This is a genomic window from Halopseudomonas yangmingensis (assembly GCF_900114825.1).
Taxonomy (GTDB): Bacteria; Pseudomonadota; Gammaproteobacteria; order Pseudomonadales; family Pseudomonadaceae; genus Halopseudomonas; species Halopseudomonas yangmingensis.
This window is the reverse complement of sequence record NZ_FOUI01000007.1, coordinates 127,030-142,600: the sequence shown is the minus strand read 5'-3', so window position 1 is coordinate 142,600 and position 15,571 is coordinate 127,030. Positions and strand designations below refer to the sequence as shown.

19 protein-coding genes, 1 tRNA gene and 1 pseudogene are annotated in these 15,571 nt (G+C 58.7%); 10 read left to right on the top strand and 11 right to left on the bottom strand.

Annotated elements, in window-relative coordinates; all coding sequences use genetic code 11:
• Positions 1-215, bottom strand: a 215-nt coding sequence (locus BMZ23_RS08650; protein WP_245748163.1) for an ATP-binding protein, incomplete at its 3' end; no start/stop codon positions are given.
• Positions 212-1,234: an IS21 family transposase gene (gene istA / locus BMZ23_RS08645; RefSeq protein WP_093475530.1), complete on the bottom strand. Its 1,023-nt coding sequence runs from the start codon at positions 1,232-1,234 to the stop codon at positions 212-214. The genes BMZ23_RS08650 and istA, both read right to left, overlap by 4 nt.
• Before the next feature lie 89 nt (positions 1,235-1,323).
• On the opposite strand from istA, the pseudogene BMZ23_RS08640 reads away from it, so the two are divergent.
• Together BMZ23_RS08640 and BMZ23_RS14815 are read left to right on the top strand one after the other, a co-directional pair.
• Positions 1,324-2,019, top strand: a pseudogene (locus BMZ23_RS08640) (IS3 family transposase); the annotation flags it as partial.
• Between the two features lie 508 nt (positions 2,020-2,527).
• Complete coding sequence (locus BMZ23_RS14815; protein ID WP_218143581.1) at positions 2,528-2,836, top strand: hypothetical protein; 309 nt, start codon at positions 2,528-2,530, stop codon at positions 2,834-2,836.
• Positions 2,837-3,099: 263 nt separating this feature from the next.
• On the opposite strand, the gene BMZ23_RS08635 is transcribed toward BMZ23_RS14815, so the two are convergent.
• A tRNA-Ser gene (locus tag BMZ23_RS08635) sits at positions 3,100-3,189 on the bottom strand.
• A 183-nt stretch (positions 3,190-3,372) separates the two neighbouring features.
• On the opposite strand from BMZ23_RS08635, the gene BMZ23_RS08630 reads away from it, so the two are divergent.
• The 7 genes from BMZ23_RS08630 (at position 3,373) to BMZ23_RS08600 (ending at position 7,425) form a co-directional block, all read left to right on the top strand.
• Positions 3,373-4,047, top strand: coding sequence for a Bax inhibitor-1/YccA family protein (locus BMZ23_RS08630; RefSeq protein ID WP_093475554.1), 675 nt, complete (start codon positions 3,373-3,375; stop codon positions 4,045-4,047).
• A 61-nt stretch (positions 4,048-4,108) separates the two neighbouring features.
• On the top strand, positions 4,109-4,498 hold the full coding sequence (gene tusD, locus BMZ23_RS08625) for a sulfurtransferase complex subunit TusD (RefSeq protein WP_093475526.1): 390 nt from the start codon (positions 4,109-4,111) through the stop codon (positions 4,496-4,498).
• A 2-nt stretch (positions 4,499-4,500) separates the two neighbouring features.
• On the top strand, positions 4,501-4,854 hold the full coding sequence (gene tusC / locus BMZ23_RS08620; RefSeq protein ID WP_093475523.1) for a sulfurtransferase complex subunit TusC: 354 nt from the start codon (positions 4,501-4,503) through the stop codon (positions 4,852-4,854).
• A gap of 11 nt (positions 4,855-4,865) precedes the next feature.
• Positions 4,866-5,165, top strand: coding sequence for a sulfurtransferase complex subunit TusB (gene tusB / locus BMZ23_RS08615; protein ID WP_093475520.1), 300 nt, complete (start codon positions 4,866-4,868; stop codon positions 5,163-5,165).
• Positions 5,162-5,503, top strand: a complete 342-nt coding sequence (locus BMZ23_RS08610; protein WP_093475513.1) for a TusE/DsrC/DsvC family sulfur relay protein — start codon at positions 5,162-5,164, stop codon at positions 5,501-5,503. The genes tusB and BMZ23_RS08610 overlap by 4 nt, the downstream gene beginning before the upstream one ends.
• The gene (gene cls, locus BMZ23_RS08605) at positions 5,503-6,945 is read left to right on the top strand and encodes a cardiolipin synthase (RefSeq protein WP_093475510.1); all 1,443 of its coding nucleotides are present in this window, start codon (positions 5,503-5,505) and stop codon (positions 6,943-6,945) included. The genes BMZ23_RS08610 and cls overlap by 1 nt, the downstream gene beginning before the upstream one ends.
• A gap of 108 nt (positions 6,946-7,053) precedes the next feature.
• Complete coding sequence (locus BMZ23_RS08600) at positions 7,054-7,425, top strand: DUF6746 family protein (RefSeq protein WP_093475507.1); 372 nt, start codon at positions 7,054-7,056, stop codon at positions 7,423-7,425.
• A gap of 52 nt (positions 7,426-7,477) precedes the next feature.
• Here the strand turns inward: BMZ23_RS08600 and BMZ23_RS08595 are convergent, their stop codons facing one another.
• The 8 genes from BMZ23_RS08595 to BMZ23_RS08560 form a co-directional block, all read right to left on the bottom strand.
• Entirely contained in the window at positions 7,478-9,004 is a 1,527-nt protein-coding gene (locus tag BMZ23_RS08595; RefSeq protein ID WP_093475504.1) for a phospholipase D family protein, read from the bottom strand.
• Between the two features lie 18 nt (positions 9,005-9,022).
• Positions 9,023-10,288: an ankyrin repeat domain-containing protein gene (locus BMZ23_RS08590; RefSeq protein ID WP_093475501.1), complete on the bottom strand. Its 1,266-nt coding sequence runs from the start codon at positions 10,286-10,288 to the stop codon at positions 9,023-9,025.
• 234 nt (positions 10,289-10,522) lie between these two features.
• Complete coding sequence (locus BMZ23_RS08585; RefSeq protein ID WP_093475498.1) at positions 10,523-11,611, bottom strand: lysozyme inhibitor LprI family protein; 1,089 nt, start codon at positions 11,609-11,611, stop codon at positions 10,523-10,525.
• 19 nt (positions 11,612-11,630) lie between these two features.
• The gene (locus BMZ23_RS08580) at positions 11,631-12,344 is read right to left on the bottom strand and encodes a TonB family protein (protein ID WP_093475495.1); all 714 of its coding nucleotides are present in this window, start codon (positions 12,342-12,344) and stop codon (positions 11,631-11,633) included.
• Entirely contained in the window at positions 12,344-12,778 is a 435-nt protein-coding gene (exbD, locus tag BMZ23_RS08575) for a TonB system transport protein ExbD (protein ID WP_177197252.1), read from the bottom strand. Before exbD ends, BMZ23_RS08580 begins: the two co-directional genes overlap by 1 nt.
• Before the next feature lie 2 nt (positions 12,779-12,780).
• Complete coding sequence (locus BMZ23_RS08570) at positions 12,781-13,629, bottom strand: MotA/TolQ/ExbB proton channel family protein (RefSeq protein ID WP_177197251.1); 849 nt, start codon at positions 13,627-13,629, stop codon at positions 12,781-12,783.
• A gap of 58 nt (positions 13,630-13,687) precedes the next feature.
• Positions 13,688-14,017 (bottom strand): winged helix-turn-helix domain-containing protein, encoded by a 330-nt coding sequence (locus BMZ23_RS08565; protein WP_093475489.1) that lies wholly within the window; start codon positions 14,015-14,017, stop codon positions 13,688-13,690.
• 1 nt (position 14,018) lies between these two features.
• A complete protein-coding gene (locus tag BMZ23_RS08560; RefSeq protein WP_143069576.1) occupies positions 14,019-14,564 on the bottom strand; it encodes a hypothetical protein in 546 nt (181 codons plus the stop codon).
• Between the two features lie 195 nt (positions 14,565-14,759).
• Here BMZ23_RS08560 and BMZ23_RS08555 point away from each other — a divergent pair, with 195 nt between their 5' ends.
• Positions 14,760-15,563, top strand: a complete 804-nt coding sequence (locus BMZ23_RS08555; RefSeq protein WP_093475483.1) for a formylglycine-generating enzyme family protein — start codon at positions 14,760-14,762, stop codon at positions 15,561-15,563.
• Positions 15,564-15,571 lie beyond the last annotated feature (8 nt).

Genomic DNA, 15,571 nt, shown 5'->3' with positions numbered 1-15,571 from the left:
GTTTTGACCGCCGGTAGCGTGGCCATCTTCAACAGCGTCTGGCGAGTTCGTTCGCCTCGTGCATCCATCTCGGCGGTCAGCAGCTTCTCCAGGAAGTCGGCGAAGCTGACGTCATCCGACGCGGCCTGCTGGGCCAGGTGTGGCCAGTCCATCGCGATCCGGTCGAGCTTCAGGCTGGTGCAGAGCTCTGCGATGCGGGCGTGTTGCAGGTTCATGCTCGCACCTCCAGTAGCTGGTCGTATACCGAGAGCGGATGTTGCAGGCTGTCATGTGGCAGAGCCCGACCGGGACGCAGTGCAGGCGCCGGGCGTGGCGCGAGGGCCTTGATGGGCAGAGGAAGCAGGACGTGCCGCTCTTCGGCCAATCGGATCGCTGGCTTGTCGCCGGTGGTGCCGTGAACGCGCTGATGGGCCACGTTCTCCAGCCATTTGCCGATATGCGCATTGGCCGTAGCAACATCCAGCTTCAGGCCCGCGGTCTTGAGCGTAGCGGCCAAGGGCGTGACGAAGCTGCCCTTCAGGTAGCCATTGAAGCGTTCGACCTTGCCCTTGGTCTTGGCCCGATAGGGACGGCAGACTCTAGGCCGGAAACCATACTCATCAGCCAGCGCAGCGAGTCTTGGATGCCAGCGATGAAGGCCTTCACCATAGGCGTCGCGCTCGCTGATGATCGCGGCTGCATTATCGAAAAGGGCCTCGGCCGGCACGCCGCCGAAGTAAACGAAGGCTTCCCGCAGGCCGGTCAGCCAGACATCGCTGCCCTCTCGGTCGAAGAACTGCACATAGGTAGCGCGGCTGTAGCCGAGCGTTGCAACGAATGCCTTGAGCGGCTCGCGACCACGGCGGATGGTGGTGAAGTCCACTTGCAGCTGCTTGCCTGGCGGGGTCTCAAAACGAACGACAGGATCCGGCGCGTGGTGCTTGAAGGGCGCCAGATAGCGCTTGAGCTGACTGATGCCGCCGGTATAGCCGCGCTCCTGAATCTCCCGCAACAACACGGTCGCGGGAATCCATTTGGATCTTGCCGCGTCGATACGCTCTTGCAGATACGCGGTAAAGGGGTCGAGCTTGCAAGGACGGGGACCGCGGGCCTTGTAGCGCGGCGCAACCGTCTCACCCCGAAGGTACTTGCGCACCGTGTTGCGAGACAGCCCCAGCTCCCGGGCGATCTTCTTGATGCCATGGCCTTGCCGGGCCAACACTCTGATTTCCACTGACTGCTCCTGGGTCAACATATCGGCAGCTCAAAAAGCTGCCATCATCGCCCAGGGGGTCAAAATTACCTCGGCGTCAGGGGGTCAGTTTTACATCGGCGGTGACAGTGAAGGTCTGGAAGCAACTCAGGCGCGACAAGGTGCCCGTTGCCCGTTGTACGGTTGCGCGATTGATGCGCCACTTGGGATTACAGGGTGTTCGGCGCGGCCAGATAGTTCGTACCACGGTACCTGACGGCAACGCCGCTTGTCCTCTCGACAAGGTTCAGCGCCAGTTCAATGCTGACCGTCCCAATCAGCTATGGGTTTCAGACTTTACATACGTATCAACGTGGCAGGGCTGGCTCTATGTAGCTTTTGTTGTCGATGTTTTCGCACGACGCATCGTCGGTTGGCGTGTGAGCAACAGCATGAAAACGGACTTCGTGCTCGATGCCCTGGAGCAAGCACTCTACGCCCGGCAGCCAGGCCACGCGGACGGTCTGATCCACCATAGCGATAGGGGTAGTCAGTACGTCTCTATTCGTTATACGGAGCGTCTCGCTGAGGCTGGAATAGAGCCATCTGTTGGTAGCAAAGGAGACAGCTACGACAACGCCTTGGCAGAAACCATCAATGGCTTGTACAAAGCGGAATTGATTTACCGACAGTCCTGGCGGAGCCGCGAAGCCGTCGAAATCGCCACCTTGAAGTGGGTTCACTGGTACAACCACCAACGGCTACTGAGCTCGATTGGATATATACCGCCGGCAGAAGCTGAGGCAAACTTCTACCAGCAACACACCGGTCAGGCCATGGCTGCCTGACTTAAACGAAATGGCCTCCATAAAACCCGGTGTGATTCAGGTACGTATATGGTAGCCCAGTAGGTTACGTCGACCCACTGGGTCTTTATACGGAGATAATAATATGGCAACCGGTTCGCTATGGTAGCTCCTCATTTGGGCATGTGTCAGCCAATATAAACGGAGTTAATTATTCTTGGGGGCCGGGTGGCTGGGATACGAATCCCAGCGCTGAGGTCTATGCAGCTAACCAAACGAATTTTCGATCAGGAGTCGGAACGGTGCTGAGCTTATCGACCGAGCAGGAAAAAAAGCTGATTGAGTGTTACACAAAAAAGAGAAAGGAATATAGCGTATGGACAAACAACTGCGGCGGTCCTCATAAAGAATGCTTGGAAGAAGCTCTAGGTCATTCAATTTCCAGTTCTTTTTTCCCGGTGTCCATTGGGAATGACCTGCTTAGCTCACCATACTATAGCTCTTCAAAATTCTATGAGGGGCCCGACCGAGGCTTCTGGGATGATGCGCCGTGGGCGAGATGAGAAAACAACTGTTGATGGCAGGTCTACTTTTTAGCGCTATCTTTGGCTTCGCAATGTTACTTCTTACAAGAGAGGCTAGTACGCTGACTGCTGAAGAGCGTGTCCCTGTATTTAACAGTCTTACTGATGCCACCACCTGGCCGCTGGCGCCGGCGACATGGTATTTAGAAGAGGGGGAGTTAGTGCGGGTAATAGGATGTGAAGTCACCAAGCATTACCAAGTTTACAAAATCATGAAAAACAACATAAAAGGGTATGTCCTTGTTGGAAAATATCGCTTATCCAAACCATGCTAAATGGCTAGGTAGGTCATCTTGCAAGACGACGACGTTGACCCGTGAACAGCAGTATCTGGTGTTTCTGGATATCTACCACCAGCATGCGTTGCGCACATCTGTTTGTTTGGAGTTGCTTGATCGCAGGAAAGTCATTTTCAGATGAAAAATGTGGGGCGGGAAAGGCAGAAAGAAAAACGCCCCACCTGAGCAGTTCTCATTGTGGGGCGCTTTGTTGGTTACAAATCAAAATGCGCTGCAAATACTTGATTTATAACGGCATATGGCGGAGGGACAGGGATTCGAACCCTGGGAAGGCTTTCACCTTCGCCGGTTTTCAAGACCGGTGCATTCAACCGCTCTGCCATCCCTCCACGGGCGGCAATACTACCGGAATTCGGCTGTCAGTCAATGACTTGTGCGTATGCTGGTGTGACTGTTTTCACTGACAGAAACAGTTTAGCGGGGCAGTTTGCCTTGTACTGGGAAATTTTGCCGCTATCATCAGGTCTGATCAATGGAACCTTGGTTTCGACACTCGGGAGCGTCAAATGAACATGCAAGATCGCAACACCCAGGCCCATGTGCTGCATCCGTCGATGGCCGACGAGGCACAGGTCAGCAAACTGTTCCGCAACACCTACAGCCTGCTCGGGATGACCATGGCTTTCAGTGCGCTGGTGGCCTTTGTCTCCATGAGCATGAACCTGCCGCGTCCGGGCATCATCATTACCCTGGTGGGTTTTTACGGGCTGCTGTTCGCCATCAGCAAATTCCGTAACTCCGGTGTCGGCCTGTTGCTGACTTTTGCCCTGACCGGCTTTATGGGCTATACCCTCGGCCCGATCCTCAATCATTACCTGGCCCTGCCCAACGGCGGTCAGCTGGTATCCATGGCCCTCGGCATGACCGCTATGGTGTTCTTCGGTCTGTCTGCCTATGCCATTCTGACCCGCAAGGACTTCAGCTTCCTGTCCGGCTTTATCATGGCCGGTTTTGTGGTGCTGCTGTGTGCCATTGTCGCCAGCTTCTTTGTGCAGATCAGTGGGCTGTCGCTGGCTATCTCCGCCGGTTTCGTGCTGTTCTCCTCGGCGGTGATCCTGTATCAGACCAGCGCTATCATCCACGGTGGCGAAGACAACTACATCATGGCCACGGTGACGCTGTTTGTGTCGATCTACAACCTGTTCCTCAGCCTGCTGCAGCTTCTCGGCATCTTCAGCAACGACTGATTGTGACTGCGCTATAATCCGGGGCCCGCATGTTGCGGGCCTTGTTGTTTCGGGACTTACAATGAAATTTGCGATTGCCCTGCTGGCCGGCCCGCAGGACCCCTCTGCCCGCACTGCACTGCGCTTTGCCCAGGCTGTGCTGGCCTCAGGGCACCAGATCACTCGATTGTTCTTTTATCGCGATGCTGTCCATCTGGCGTCGCAACTGGTCGTCTGCCCGCGCGATGAAGCCGATATCTGTGCCGAATGGCGTGATTTTATTCAGAGCAACGGGCTTGATGCCGTGGTTTGCATCGCTGCCGCCCTGCGACGAGGCGTTCTGGATGAGGCCGAGGCAGATCGTTGGGACAGACCCGTCGCCAATAGTGGGATGCCTTGGGAACTGTCCGGTCTTGGCCAGTGGGTAGACGCCATGCAGGAAGCCGACCGCGCTTTGAGTTTTGGTACATGAGCATGAAAAGTCTGTTGATTATCTCGCGTCAACCGCCTTCGCAGCATGCCGCGCGTGAAGCGCTGGATGTAGCACTGGCCGCCGCCGCCTTCGATGTGCCGGTCGGCCTGCTGTTTATGGACGACGGCGTGCTGCAACTGCGTCAAGGCCAGGACGCGCCTGCCATTGGTCTTAAATCGCTGGCGGCCAACCTGCAGGCCTTGCCGGTGTTCGGCGTCGAGGACATCATGGTCTGTGATCATTCGCTGGCTGAGCGCGGCATGCGTGCCCAACCTTTATTGCTGCCGGTGCGGCGCGTCGATGCGTCAGAAATTGCCGTCTTGCTGGAACACTATCAACGCATCATTACCCTCTGAGGGAGGCTGGCATGTTGCACATTCTGCGTCATTCGCCACATCGGGACGACCGCCTGTCCAGCTGCCTGAGGGTCATGGGGCCTGAGCAATCCCTGTTGCTTATCGAGGATGCCGTCTACGCACTGCTCCCCGACTCACGCCTGTCTGCTTCGCTCAAACTACTGCCAGGCAGTGTCCGTCTGTTTGCGCTGACAGAAGATCTTCACGCACGCGGTATGGCGCTGGATGATTTGCCGGGGCGCGTGCAATTGACTGACCATGCCGGCATGGTTCAGTTGTGCTGTGAACACAGCCGCGTGGTGAGCTGGTGAGAAGCCGTGATCTGGAGGTTGACGGGCGCATTGTAGCGCTCGATAAGCACGGTTTTCTGCTGAACGCCGGCGACTGGAGCGAGGCGTTGGCAAAGGTGCTGGCTGCCGAGGAGGGATTGCAACTGGAAGACGAGCATCTGCAGGTACTGCATGCGCTGCGCAATTTCTACACAGAGTTCCAATTGTCTCCGGCCATGCGTCCGCTGGTTCGCTATCTGGCCCAGCAGTTGGGGCCAGAGATTGGAAACAGCCTGTATCTGCTAAAACTTTTCCCAGGTAGCCCGGCCCGCGTTGCCAGCCGTCTGGCCGGTTTGCCGAAACCGGACAATTGTCTGTAATGGAACAGGTTTACAGCATCGCCGGCCTGCTGTTTGCAGTTTTTTACTGGCTGCTGACCATTGCCGTCACCATGCGGGTTATTGCCCGCCGCCGTCCGGTCAGTGTGACCTTGGCCTGGTTGTTGGTGATTTTTGTACTGCCTGTTCTGGGCGCCCTGCTCTATCTGCTGATTGGCGAATTGAATTTGGGGCGCGCACGCGCCCAGCGGGCGGCTGCCATGGTTGATCCCTATCTGGATAATCTATCCAGTCGCTTCAAGGGTGGCCGCGGCCCACTTCCGGGAGGTCAATTGGCGCTGGGCATCCACCAGTTGCTGGCTAACCGTGTCGGTATTGGCGCCATGCAGTATGACAGCCTGCAACTGCTGGATGATCCTCAGCGGATTTTTTCCCGACTTTGCGCGGATGTCCGCGAGGCACAACACAGCATTCGCATCGTTACCTATATCTGGCACCCCGGTGGCCGGGCGGATGCCCTGGCGCAGGCGCTGATCGATGCCAGCCGGCGCGGTATCGAGGTCAGCCTGTTGATTGACCATGCCGGTAGCCGAGCTTTCTTCCGTTCGCATTGGCGGCGTGACATGGTTCAGGCTGGTATTCAGGTGGTGCCAGCCCTGCCGGTTCGGCTGTGGCGTGTGCTGTTCCATCGTATGGACCTGCGCATGCACCGCAAGCTGGTAGTGATCGACGACCAGCTGGCCTGGTGCGGCTCGATGAACATTGCCGACCCCGAGGTATTCCGCAAGGGCAGCCGGCATGCTCCCTGGGTGGATATGCTGCTGCGTATTCAAGGCCCCGGGGCTACTGGCCTGGCCAAGGTATTTGCCTGGGATTGGGAAGTGGAAACCGGGCAGCGGCGGCTTCCCGAGCACTATGCGGAAAACCTGCCGTGCAATCGCTGGATGTCGATCCTGCCGTCTGGCCCCGGTTTTGCAGATGACCTGATTAGCCAGGCGGTGCTGTCAAGCATCCATCGGGCAAATGACAGCATTGTGATCTGCACTCCGTATTTTGTGCCGTCGGAAGCAATTTTCGACGCGCTTTGTCATGCAGCCAGACGCGGCGTTCAGGTGACGCTACTGCTACCCCGCCACAATGACTCAATGATGGTCGGTTGGGCCAGTCGCTCCTACTTCGAGCCGTTGTTGCAGGCTGGCGGACGCATCATGCTTTACCCGCACGGCCTGCTTCACACCAAGGCAATGCTGATGGATAACCAGCTTGCGCTGGTCGGCAGCGTGAACCTTGATATACGCAGCCTTCAGCTCAATTTCGAGCTTACCGTGGCACTTTTTACGCCCGAAGGCTGTGCCGAGATCAAGCGCCTGCTGGACGGTTACAGAGAGGCCAGCCAGCCACTGGATCTGCAGCGCTGGTCGGCTCGCGGCAAGCCTGCACGTGCTCTTGAGCGCCTGATGTACCTGCTCAGTCCGCTGCTCTAATCTATCCAGGGTGCGCCAACTTGTCGCACCCTGCTTGCACTTGCAAACAAGTTTCAATAAGCGTAGATTTCTTTTCGCAAATCATTCTCATTTGAAAAGGATTCACTAATGCGCGTGTATCTGCTGCCCCTGACTTTTACTCTGGCTCTTATGTCATCTGCTGCCGCAACCGCTGACGATGCCGTCAAGCATTTCAAGGGGCTGCAATCCGAGACGCTGGAGCAGGCCGTTAACAACTTCTCCGAGTACAACAACCAGCTGGAAGCCATTCTGGCTGGTGAGCTCAATCCGCAAGCGATGTCGGATGTGCACGAGATCACCTACACACTGGAAAATGCGCTGGAAAAAATACGCGACGATCTGAAAGAACTGGCTGACACCCTGGAAGAAGTTCACCTTGCCTCCGAGCGCATGGACACCGAAGGCGTACAGAAGCACGGCAAAGCCTACCTGGAGCAGTCCCGCAAACTGGTCAAGTAAAACGGCAATACCTATCCTGAATGCCGCCATGCAAGAAACGCGTAGCGGTGTTTCATAACTGCCGCTCTATGGGCAACCAGCCCAGCAACCAACTGTTCAGCCGTCTCCACCAACCTGCTTCAGGCTCACCTCGCAGTATCTGCTCGCCAGCCTGCCAGTAAAGTTCGCCCCGCTCATCCAGCCCCAGCTTCCAGGCGTGCTCGGCATCTGTCCAGCGCTGGAATAACTGATACATCTGTCCGGCCAGTTCAGGCTGCTCAATCAATACGCCCGCTTCTGTATTCAGGTGGATGGATCTGGGGTCGAGGTTCAGTGAGCCGATAAATACCCGCTCGCGATCGAAAATGAAGCTCTTGGCATGCAGGCTGGCCTGGGAGTCGCCAGCAAAGGTGCTGGCCCGTTCCTGCTGCGCAGCAATTGGCTGTAATTCCCATAGATGCAAACCGGCCTCAAGCAGTGCTGTGCGATAGCCGGCATAGGCGCTGTGCACAGCCAGTACGTCTGTGGTGGCCAGTGAATTGGTCAGAATGCCTACCTGCATTCCGCTGTGACGAAACTCACGCAACACCTGCATTCCATCACGCCCAGGAATGAAATAGGCCGTCATCATCAAAAGCTCTTCACGTGTTGCCCGACCCAGTTCGGCCAGTCCCAGCCCCAGTGCGGGATGGTTTGCCTTGCTACTGAAAGGATCGGCCTTGTCTGGCGGATCGGCCAGCCACCAGCCGCTACCGTGCAGCCACTCGATTTTGCCGAGGGCGTTTTCACCTCGAAACGAAGAGGAAGCAACAGCTTGCTGCCAGGGCGTTTGTTCCTGTTGGACGCGCAGGCTGTCAAGCTGCCGTCGCAAGCGGTGCAGCGCCCTGCTACCGGGGGCCCGAACCAGGCCGGCAACAGCAACTGATTTATGGCTATTCCAGTAAACGTCAAAGGTCATTGCCGCCGACGCCGCTACCGGTCCTATGGCCAGCACGTCGATATCCTGAAAGTCCCGCTCGCTGAGCGCGAAATATTCATCACCAAGATTGCGCCCACCGGTGATCAGCGCCATGCCATCAACCACCATCAGTTTGTTGTGCATCCGGTGATTGATGCGCCCGAATTCACCCACCTTACTGGCATATCGTAACCAGGGGTCGCGCAAGGTAAGCGGATTGAACAGACGAATTTCAATATTGGGATGACGGTCCAGACTGGCTATCTTGAAATCACCCATGCTGTTGCCGATATCATCCACCAGCAACCGCACCTGTACGCCACGATCGGCGGCCGCCAGCAGACGCAGGGCCAGCAGCCCGCCTGTTGTATCACCCTTGAAGATGTAGTACTGCAGATCAATCCCGGATTCCGCCATATCTATCAGCTGCAAGCGCGCGGCCAGGGCGTCCTTGCCGCTGGTAAGCAGACTGAAGGCTGACAGGTCTGTATTGGATGTCAGGGCCAAGGATTCGGCAAGCTGCAGCAAGGGAGCCTCTGCTGCGGCCTGCCGGACAAAGCTGACTGGGCCCTGCTGCGGCGGGAGGCGTGTAGCACACCCCCCCAGCAGGGCCACCACGAGCAGGAGAATGGCGGATTTCACCGCTACTGTTTTCCTTGATCAGGGGTGGCGGTCGCGAACCACCAATTGGTATTCGGTGGCCCGACGCGCACGCGTGTGTGAAACCACCAGACCTTCATGGGTGGGTTCAAAGCCCTGAGTATAGGCCGCACTATACAGTGCCCGCCACGCGGCTTCGGCATTCTGCTGGTCAGGCTCGAGGAACACACTCAGGACCTGCAAGGCAGGAAGGTCTCGTTGCTGGTAGCCACCAACCGGATTGCCCGTCGTCCGCACCGGGAACCCGGCTTCAAAGCGCAGCCCCTCTCCCGACGCCGCTGTCAGGTCAGCAAAATACAGGGTAAAGGGCCCTTCCAGCCTCACTCCGGCCCGCCTTACTGCGGCCATGCCGATGCTTCTCCCCACACCAGGAAGATCGCGCGACATGCGCTGCGCCGTCATCTGAAGGGGACGGGAAAACCAGGGATGAGCACTGCGCTGCTGCAGGCGAATACGATAGGTCTGTGCGTCTTCGGTGATGACCAATTCATCACCCTCTCGCAGATTTGCCACCGGCTGGCGGGTCACCGGTGCCGGCGCATAGCTGACCGCACAGAGCCCCTGGCGCAGGCTGTCACGTTGCGCCGCGTCGAGCCGGGCATTGCCATCCAGTGCGCTGCATACCTGTTGCTGGTAACCGCCCCACTCTTCCTTGTTGGCACCGGCATCCAGCAAGCCGCGAATGGTCTCGGCACCCGCATGGCTGGCGGCCAGTAACAGGGCCGTCTGCGGGCTGCCAGTCGCTTCGTTGCGGTCCATGCCGCCGGCTCCCGCCGACTGGTTGCGACGGGTACGCAGATGTACATCGGCACCGCCAGCCAACAGCAGGCGCAGTGATTCGGGCTGATCAAGGCGTGCGGCCAGCATTAACGGCGTACGACCCCAGGCATTCTGCGCGTTGATATCAAAGCCGCGTTGCAACAGCGCCTGCAGCAGTTGCGGGTTGGCCACTGCGGCATGCACGGCACTGTCCTGATCCGCACCCAGACCGGTCTGAGCACCGCGCTGACCACGTTCCCAGCCAATGAAGTCGTTAACCACCGGCCAGGGTGCACCGTTGAGAATTACGCTGTGCAGGCTCTGGAACTGACGGCCGCGCTCCAGCTCACCGGGTTCGGTGGCAATCCGGTAGCGCGACCGATAGTCCGCAAAGGCCGGCAACGGCAGATCTACCCGCTGCCCGTCAAGCGGGAGGTTATTCATGGCGTCGGCGAGCATGGCGTGTATCAGCAGATCGGCGGCGGCCTCGGCCTCACCCGGATTCAACCCCTGATCAGCAAATACGCCACGCAGCTCGCCATGGGTCGGTGCCAGCAGCGGTAGCAGTTGGCGGTACAGCTGCTTGTTCAGCAGGTTACGTTCGGACCACTGGAACAGCCGCTCAAGTAGCAGGTCATGCTGTTGCTGCAGGGCCGCGCGGCGACCATGGCGCTCCAGCTGATGGGCACCCAGCAGCGGCAGATTCAGCAGCGTCCACTGCAGCTCGCTGCGGAACTGGTGCTAGTCACGACGCTCGTGCTGGGCGACTTCGTTAAGCGGCTGACCAGCCAGCTGGGTCAGCAAGGACTGCAGCTGCTGCACCCTCGGCAGGCCGGCAAGCAGGTCGGTACGTGGCGGTGTCAGATAGCTGCGGTACAGGCACAGCGGTTGCAGGCTCCCGCCCTGCAAGCCATAGAGGCCGGCAAAGGCCGATTCACCACGGGCGGCCGGCGAATAGAAGCCCCAGGTCTCGTTGACCAGGATGCGCAGCTGACCATCTTCGCGGAAGATCTGAATATCACCGTAGTCGCCAGTCTGCGACGAGGAAACATGGGCACGCCCGCCATAATTCGGCTGCTGCGCCACCCAGGCCGGCAGCGTGCGCGAATCCATGATCCGCTCGCCATTCAGACTGAGGCCGGTCGGACGCATACGCTGACCACCATAGGAGCCGCTGTTGTGTATATCGATGCGCAGGCGCCCTGAACTGGTATCAGTTTCCAGAGCGCCGCCCAGCGAGTCGGCCAGCGCCTCGACACCTGGCAGACGCGACATCAACGGCAGGCCATTGCGCCGCAGCTCGCTGTTCAACCTGTCGGTGAAGGCATTGCAGAATGGGGCACTGCCCTCGGCCAGCCGGTACTCGGCATAGCTGGCCAGCGCATGGGGCTGTGTGGATGCCCTGGACGCAACCGCCGGCCAGTTGCGCAGCGCCGCCAGACGCTGCCCATACAGCCCTTCAAGACAGCTGGCACGCTGACTGTCTTCGGCCTGCGGGCATTGTTCGAAACGACTCAGCAACCACTGACGCTGATTGCTTTGCAGCAGCATCAGCGCCGGCACATCCAGCTCACCCAGACGCTGGTGATACAGCTGCTGGACACTCAGGTGCAGCCCCGCCAGACGCTGATCAGTGCAGATCAGGCGCTGCACATCCGGCAGTGCATTGCGGCAGTCATACCCCGGTGGCTGATCCGGCCGGTAGCTGGCCGGTTGCAACTGCGGACGGCTGCTGGTCTCGGAAACCGGGGCAGTTGGCTGGGTGGTACAGCCGCCCAGCATCAGGAGTGCGGCGGCGGGCAAACTCAGCAAGGCGGATCTGTTGATCATGCAATCCTCTGCATTGGTGTTATTTGATGAAGATGGCTGTGCCGTAAATGGTGTAGTTGCCACTGCCGCCGGGTGCCGGCGGAAATGGCGCAGCCGCCCGAATGGCTTGTTCCGCAGCCTGATCCAGCAGTTCATCACCGCAGCGGTCAATCTTCCACGACAGCAGATTGCCCTGGGCATCCACTACCACTTCCCAGGGAATGTAGCACTGGCGCTTGAAGTCATCGGGATTGCCCTTGTACCCCGGCGGTGGCTTGTACACGGCACCTTCAGGCCGTTGCAAGCGCGCATTGACCCGGCCCTTGACTGTCTCGGCATAGCCGGAGGGCGCCATGCGGCCACGGCTGGCGGCGCTTTCGGTTGGCGGCGGTGGCGCAGCCCATTCCTGATTGGCACCAAAGCTGTGCGCCGGCGGGCCGGAACTGCGTGGCGGCTGACTGACCGGGCGTGGCGGTTGCGGTTGTGGACGCGGCGGCTGCTGTTGCGGCGGCGGTGGCGCCGGTTCGGGTTCGGGTTCTGGCTCAGGCTCAGGTTCCGGCTCGGGCTCAGGCTCCGGTACTGGCAGCTCAATCATTTCGATGGCCACCACGGTTTCCGCCGGTGCCGGCAACGGGGTATGCCGGTACAGCAGCAGCCAGCCCGCCAGCGCCACGTGCGCTGCCAGCGAAAGGCCAATCACCATTAACCGCAGCGACCAGCCAATCCCCGATGGATTGTCGGCTGAAGTGCGCATCAGAGCTCCGGATCCTCGCTGGCAACCAGACTGATACGGCTGTAACCGGCCTTTTGCAGCGTATTCATTACGCGCATCAGCCGACCGTAGTCGACCGCCTGATCACCGCGCAGAAACAGCCGGGTATCCCGGGCGCCGCCGGTGGCCGAAGTAATCAGCGCCGCCAGGCCATCCAGCTCCACTGCGGTTTCCTGAACAAACAGGGCACCATCGGCCTGCACGCTGACGTAGACCGGATCGGTAGGCGGCGGGCTGACAGTAGCCGAGTTGCTTGGCAGGTCCACCGGCACATCCACCGTGGCCAGCGGTGCCGCCACCATAAAGATGATCAGCAGCACCAGCATCACGTCAACAAAGGGCGTGATGTTCATCTCGGCATTCTGCTGGTAGTTGTGCCGCTTCGGCATTGGCCCCGAGTTGAACTGGATGCCCATGCTCAGAGTTCCTCTTCCAGCTGGCGTGAAGTGCTGGCCAGCATCTCTGCCGAGAAGTTGTCCAGGCCGCCGACAAAACCGTTAATGTCACGGGCAAACTTGTTGAAGATCATCACCGCCGGAATCGCAGCAAACAGGCCCAGGGCGGTCGCCAGCAGGGCTTCGGCAATCCCCGGGGCAACAATGGCCAGACTGGCCGAGCGCATGGTGGCGATGCTGGCAAAGCTGTTGAGAATGCCCCAAACGGTACCAAACAGACCAATAAAGGGGGCGGTCGCACCAATGGTTGCCAGTACACCCATCATGCTGCCAAGTCTGGCCAGATCACGTTCCTGAACGATGCTGGCACTCAAGGCCATGCGCTGCAGCAGGCGGGTGATACGGTCAGCATCCACCCGGTCTTTGGCTGTGCGTCTGAAATGCTGTAGCTCGCCCTGTGCAACCTGCCACATGCGGCCCATTGCTGAACGTTCCGCAAGCGCTGTAAGTGCAGCCTTGTCGCCTGACCGGAACGCCTGCAAAAACTGCTGGTTGGCGCGCCGTGCACGGCCAAACACCAACAGCTTCTCAAGCAATACAGCCCAGGTCAGTAGCGAGCAGAATGCCAGAAAGATCATTACCGACTTGACCACCAGATCAGCCTGCAGATACATCTCGCGCACACCAAACGGCTGATGTTCTGCAGGCTCGGTAGCATTCACCTGGTCAAGCACTGCTTCTGCGCCTGTCGGTTCGGCACCGGCCAGCAGACTTGTACCTGCCAGAGCTCCAAACAGCAGCAACAACAGCGCAATTAGACGGGTACGGCGCAGCCAGAGGTGTGCAGCGGGTGACAGAACGACACTGTTCATATGGATTTCCTGCGTGATTGTTATTGTTGTGTGCTGACAGCCCGTTGCTTCAGCTATTTCAGTCCGGTGCTTCCGGTTGCTCGTCATCCTCTGCCACTGCCGGCGACAGGATCGCATGCAAGGTTGCGACATACACCGCAAAGGCCTCGCGCCCACGGCTGCTGAGCGTTACCCGGGTACGTGGACGCTTGCCAAGAAAGTCCTTCTTGATGCGTATGTAGGCCTTACTCTCGAGCGTGCCGAGATGGGCCCCCAGGTTACCGTCTGTCGTATCGACAATACGCTTTAACGCCACAAACTCCAGCCACTGACCGCTGGGTAGCGTGTTCAGCGCAGCCATGATTTTCAGGCGAATCGGTTGGTGGATGGTTTCGTCAGGTGTCTGCATGTCAGCCAAACCGGAGCCAGAGCCCGGCCCCCAACATGGGCGCCCCGCAAGCAAGGCTCATCGCCCACCAGAAATGCTCGCCAGCCATCCAATAGCTGACCAGACAGGGCAGCAACAGTGAAATCCCAATCAACAGATAACGTGGTAACTGGGTACCACGCAGCAGATAGAGCACCGAGACAAATACCGGGGCCAGCAGGGACACCTGTTGGTCAGTCAACGGCTGAAGGGTAATTGTCATCAACACGACAAAACCAAGAATGATGGCCAATACCAGCAAGTAGCGCCCGATAATGCCCGGAGAGTCAGGGTGGCCACGGCTGACCAGACGGCTACCAAACAGCACGGTAACCACCAGCAACCCGCCCCACCAGAGCAGTACCGGCAACTCGAATGCCGCCACGCCGGCAAAACCGATCATGTAGAAAAGCCCCCAGAGCATCAGCTGCAGAGATTCGGCCTGGTAATCCTGAAAGCCGGCTGCTCGCCGATTAATGGTTGCTATATCGCGCAAGGCGCGTTCGGCTTCGTAGGCGGTGGGAGACATGCTGGCGTTCTTTCCCTGGCTGGTGTCCTGCCAAATGACTGGCAGAATCATTTAAAGAACTCTATCTCGCAGAGCCGATTTGACGCAAGCGGACATATTCACCTATTCAGGTGATGTCTTGCGACAACACGCCTCAGGCTGGATACTCTGCGCTGGTGTAGCCTGACCGGTAGACATGCCCAAGGAGCAGAGTAAATGATCAACACACGACCCCTTTCATCGCTGGGCCTGTTGTTAGGCCTGCTGGCAGCGCCTGCGCTGGCCGAGCAGACTGTTCCGCAGCCGGATATGATCACCATTCCTGCGGGCAGTTTCATGATGGGGTGTGACCACCGTCATCATTGCCACTCGCGTGAAATGCCGGTGCGAAAGGTCGAAGTAGCCGCTTTTGAAATAGGCCGTTACGAAGTCACCTTCGCTGAATGGGACGCCTGTGTGGCTGATGGAGCTTGCACCCACAGCCCCTCTGATCAGGGCTGGGGGCGTGATCAACGTCCAGTGATCAGTGTCAGCTTTGACGATGTTACCAACCAGTTCCTGCCTTGGCTGAACCAGCGCACAGGAAGCAACTACCGCCTCCCCAGCGAAGCGGAATGGGAGTACGTGGCGCGAGCCGGTACTACTACACAGTTCTTTAACGGGAACTGCCTGACCAGTGACCAGGCCAACTTTGATGGCAGGCGACCGCATTTCAACTGTCCTGTGAGCGATTTCCGCAATCAGACATTGCCGGTTGGCAGCTTTGACGCCAATGCCTTCGGGGTACATGACATGCATGGCAACGTATGGGAGTGGGTGGCCGACTGTGCCCGCTCCGATTACAAACAGGCGCCAGCCAATGCCGCGCCTCTGCTGGAGGGCTACTGCGAGCGCCGAATGATACGCGGCGGTTCCTGGGGGCTTGATGGGTGGGCCAGTCGGTCAACCTATCGTTACAGCTTTTTCCCACGCACACGCGAAAACAATGGCGGCTTCCGCCTGGCTCGTTCAATTGACTGACCACTAAG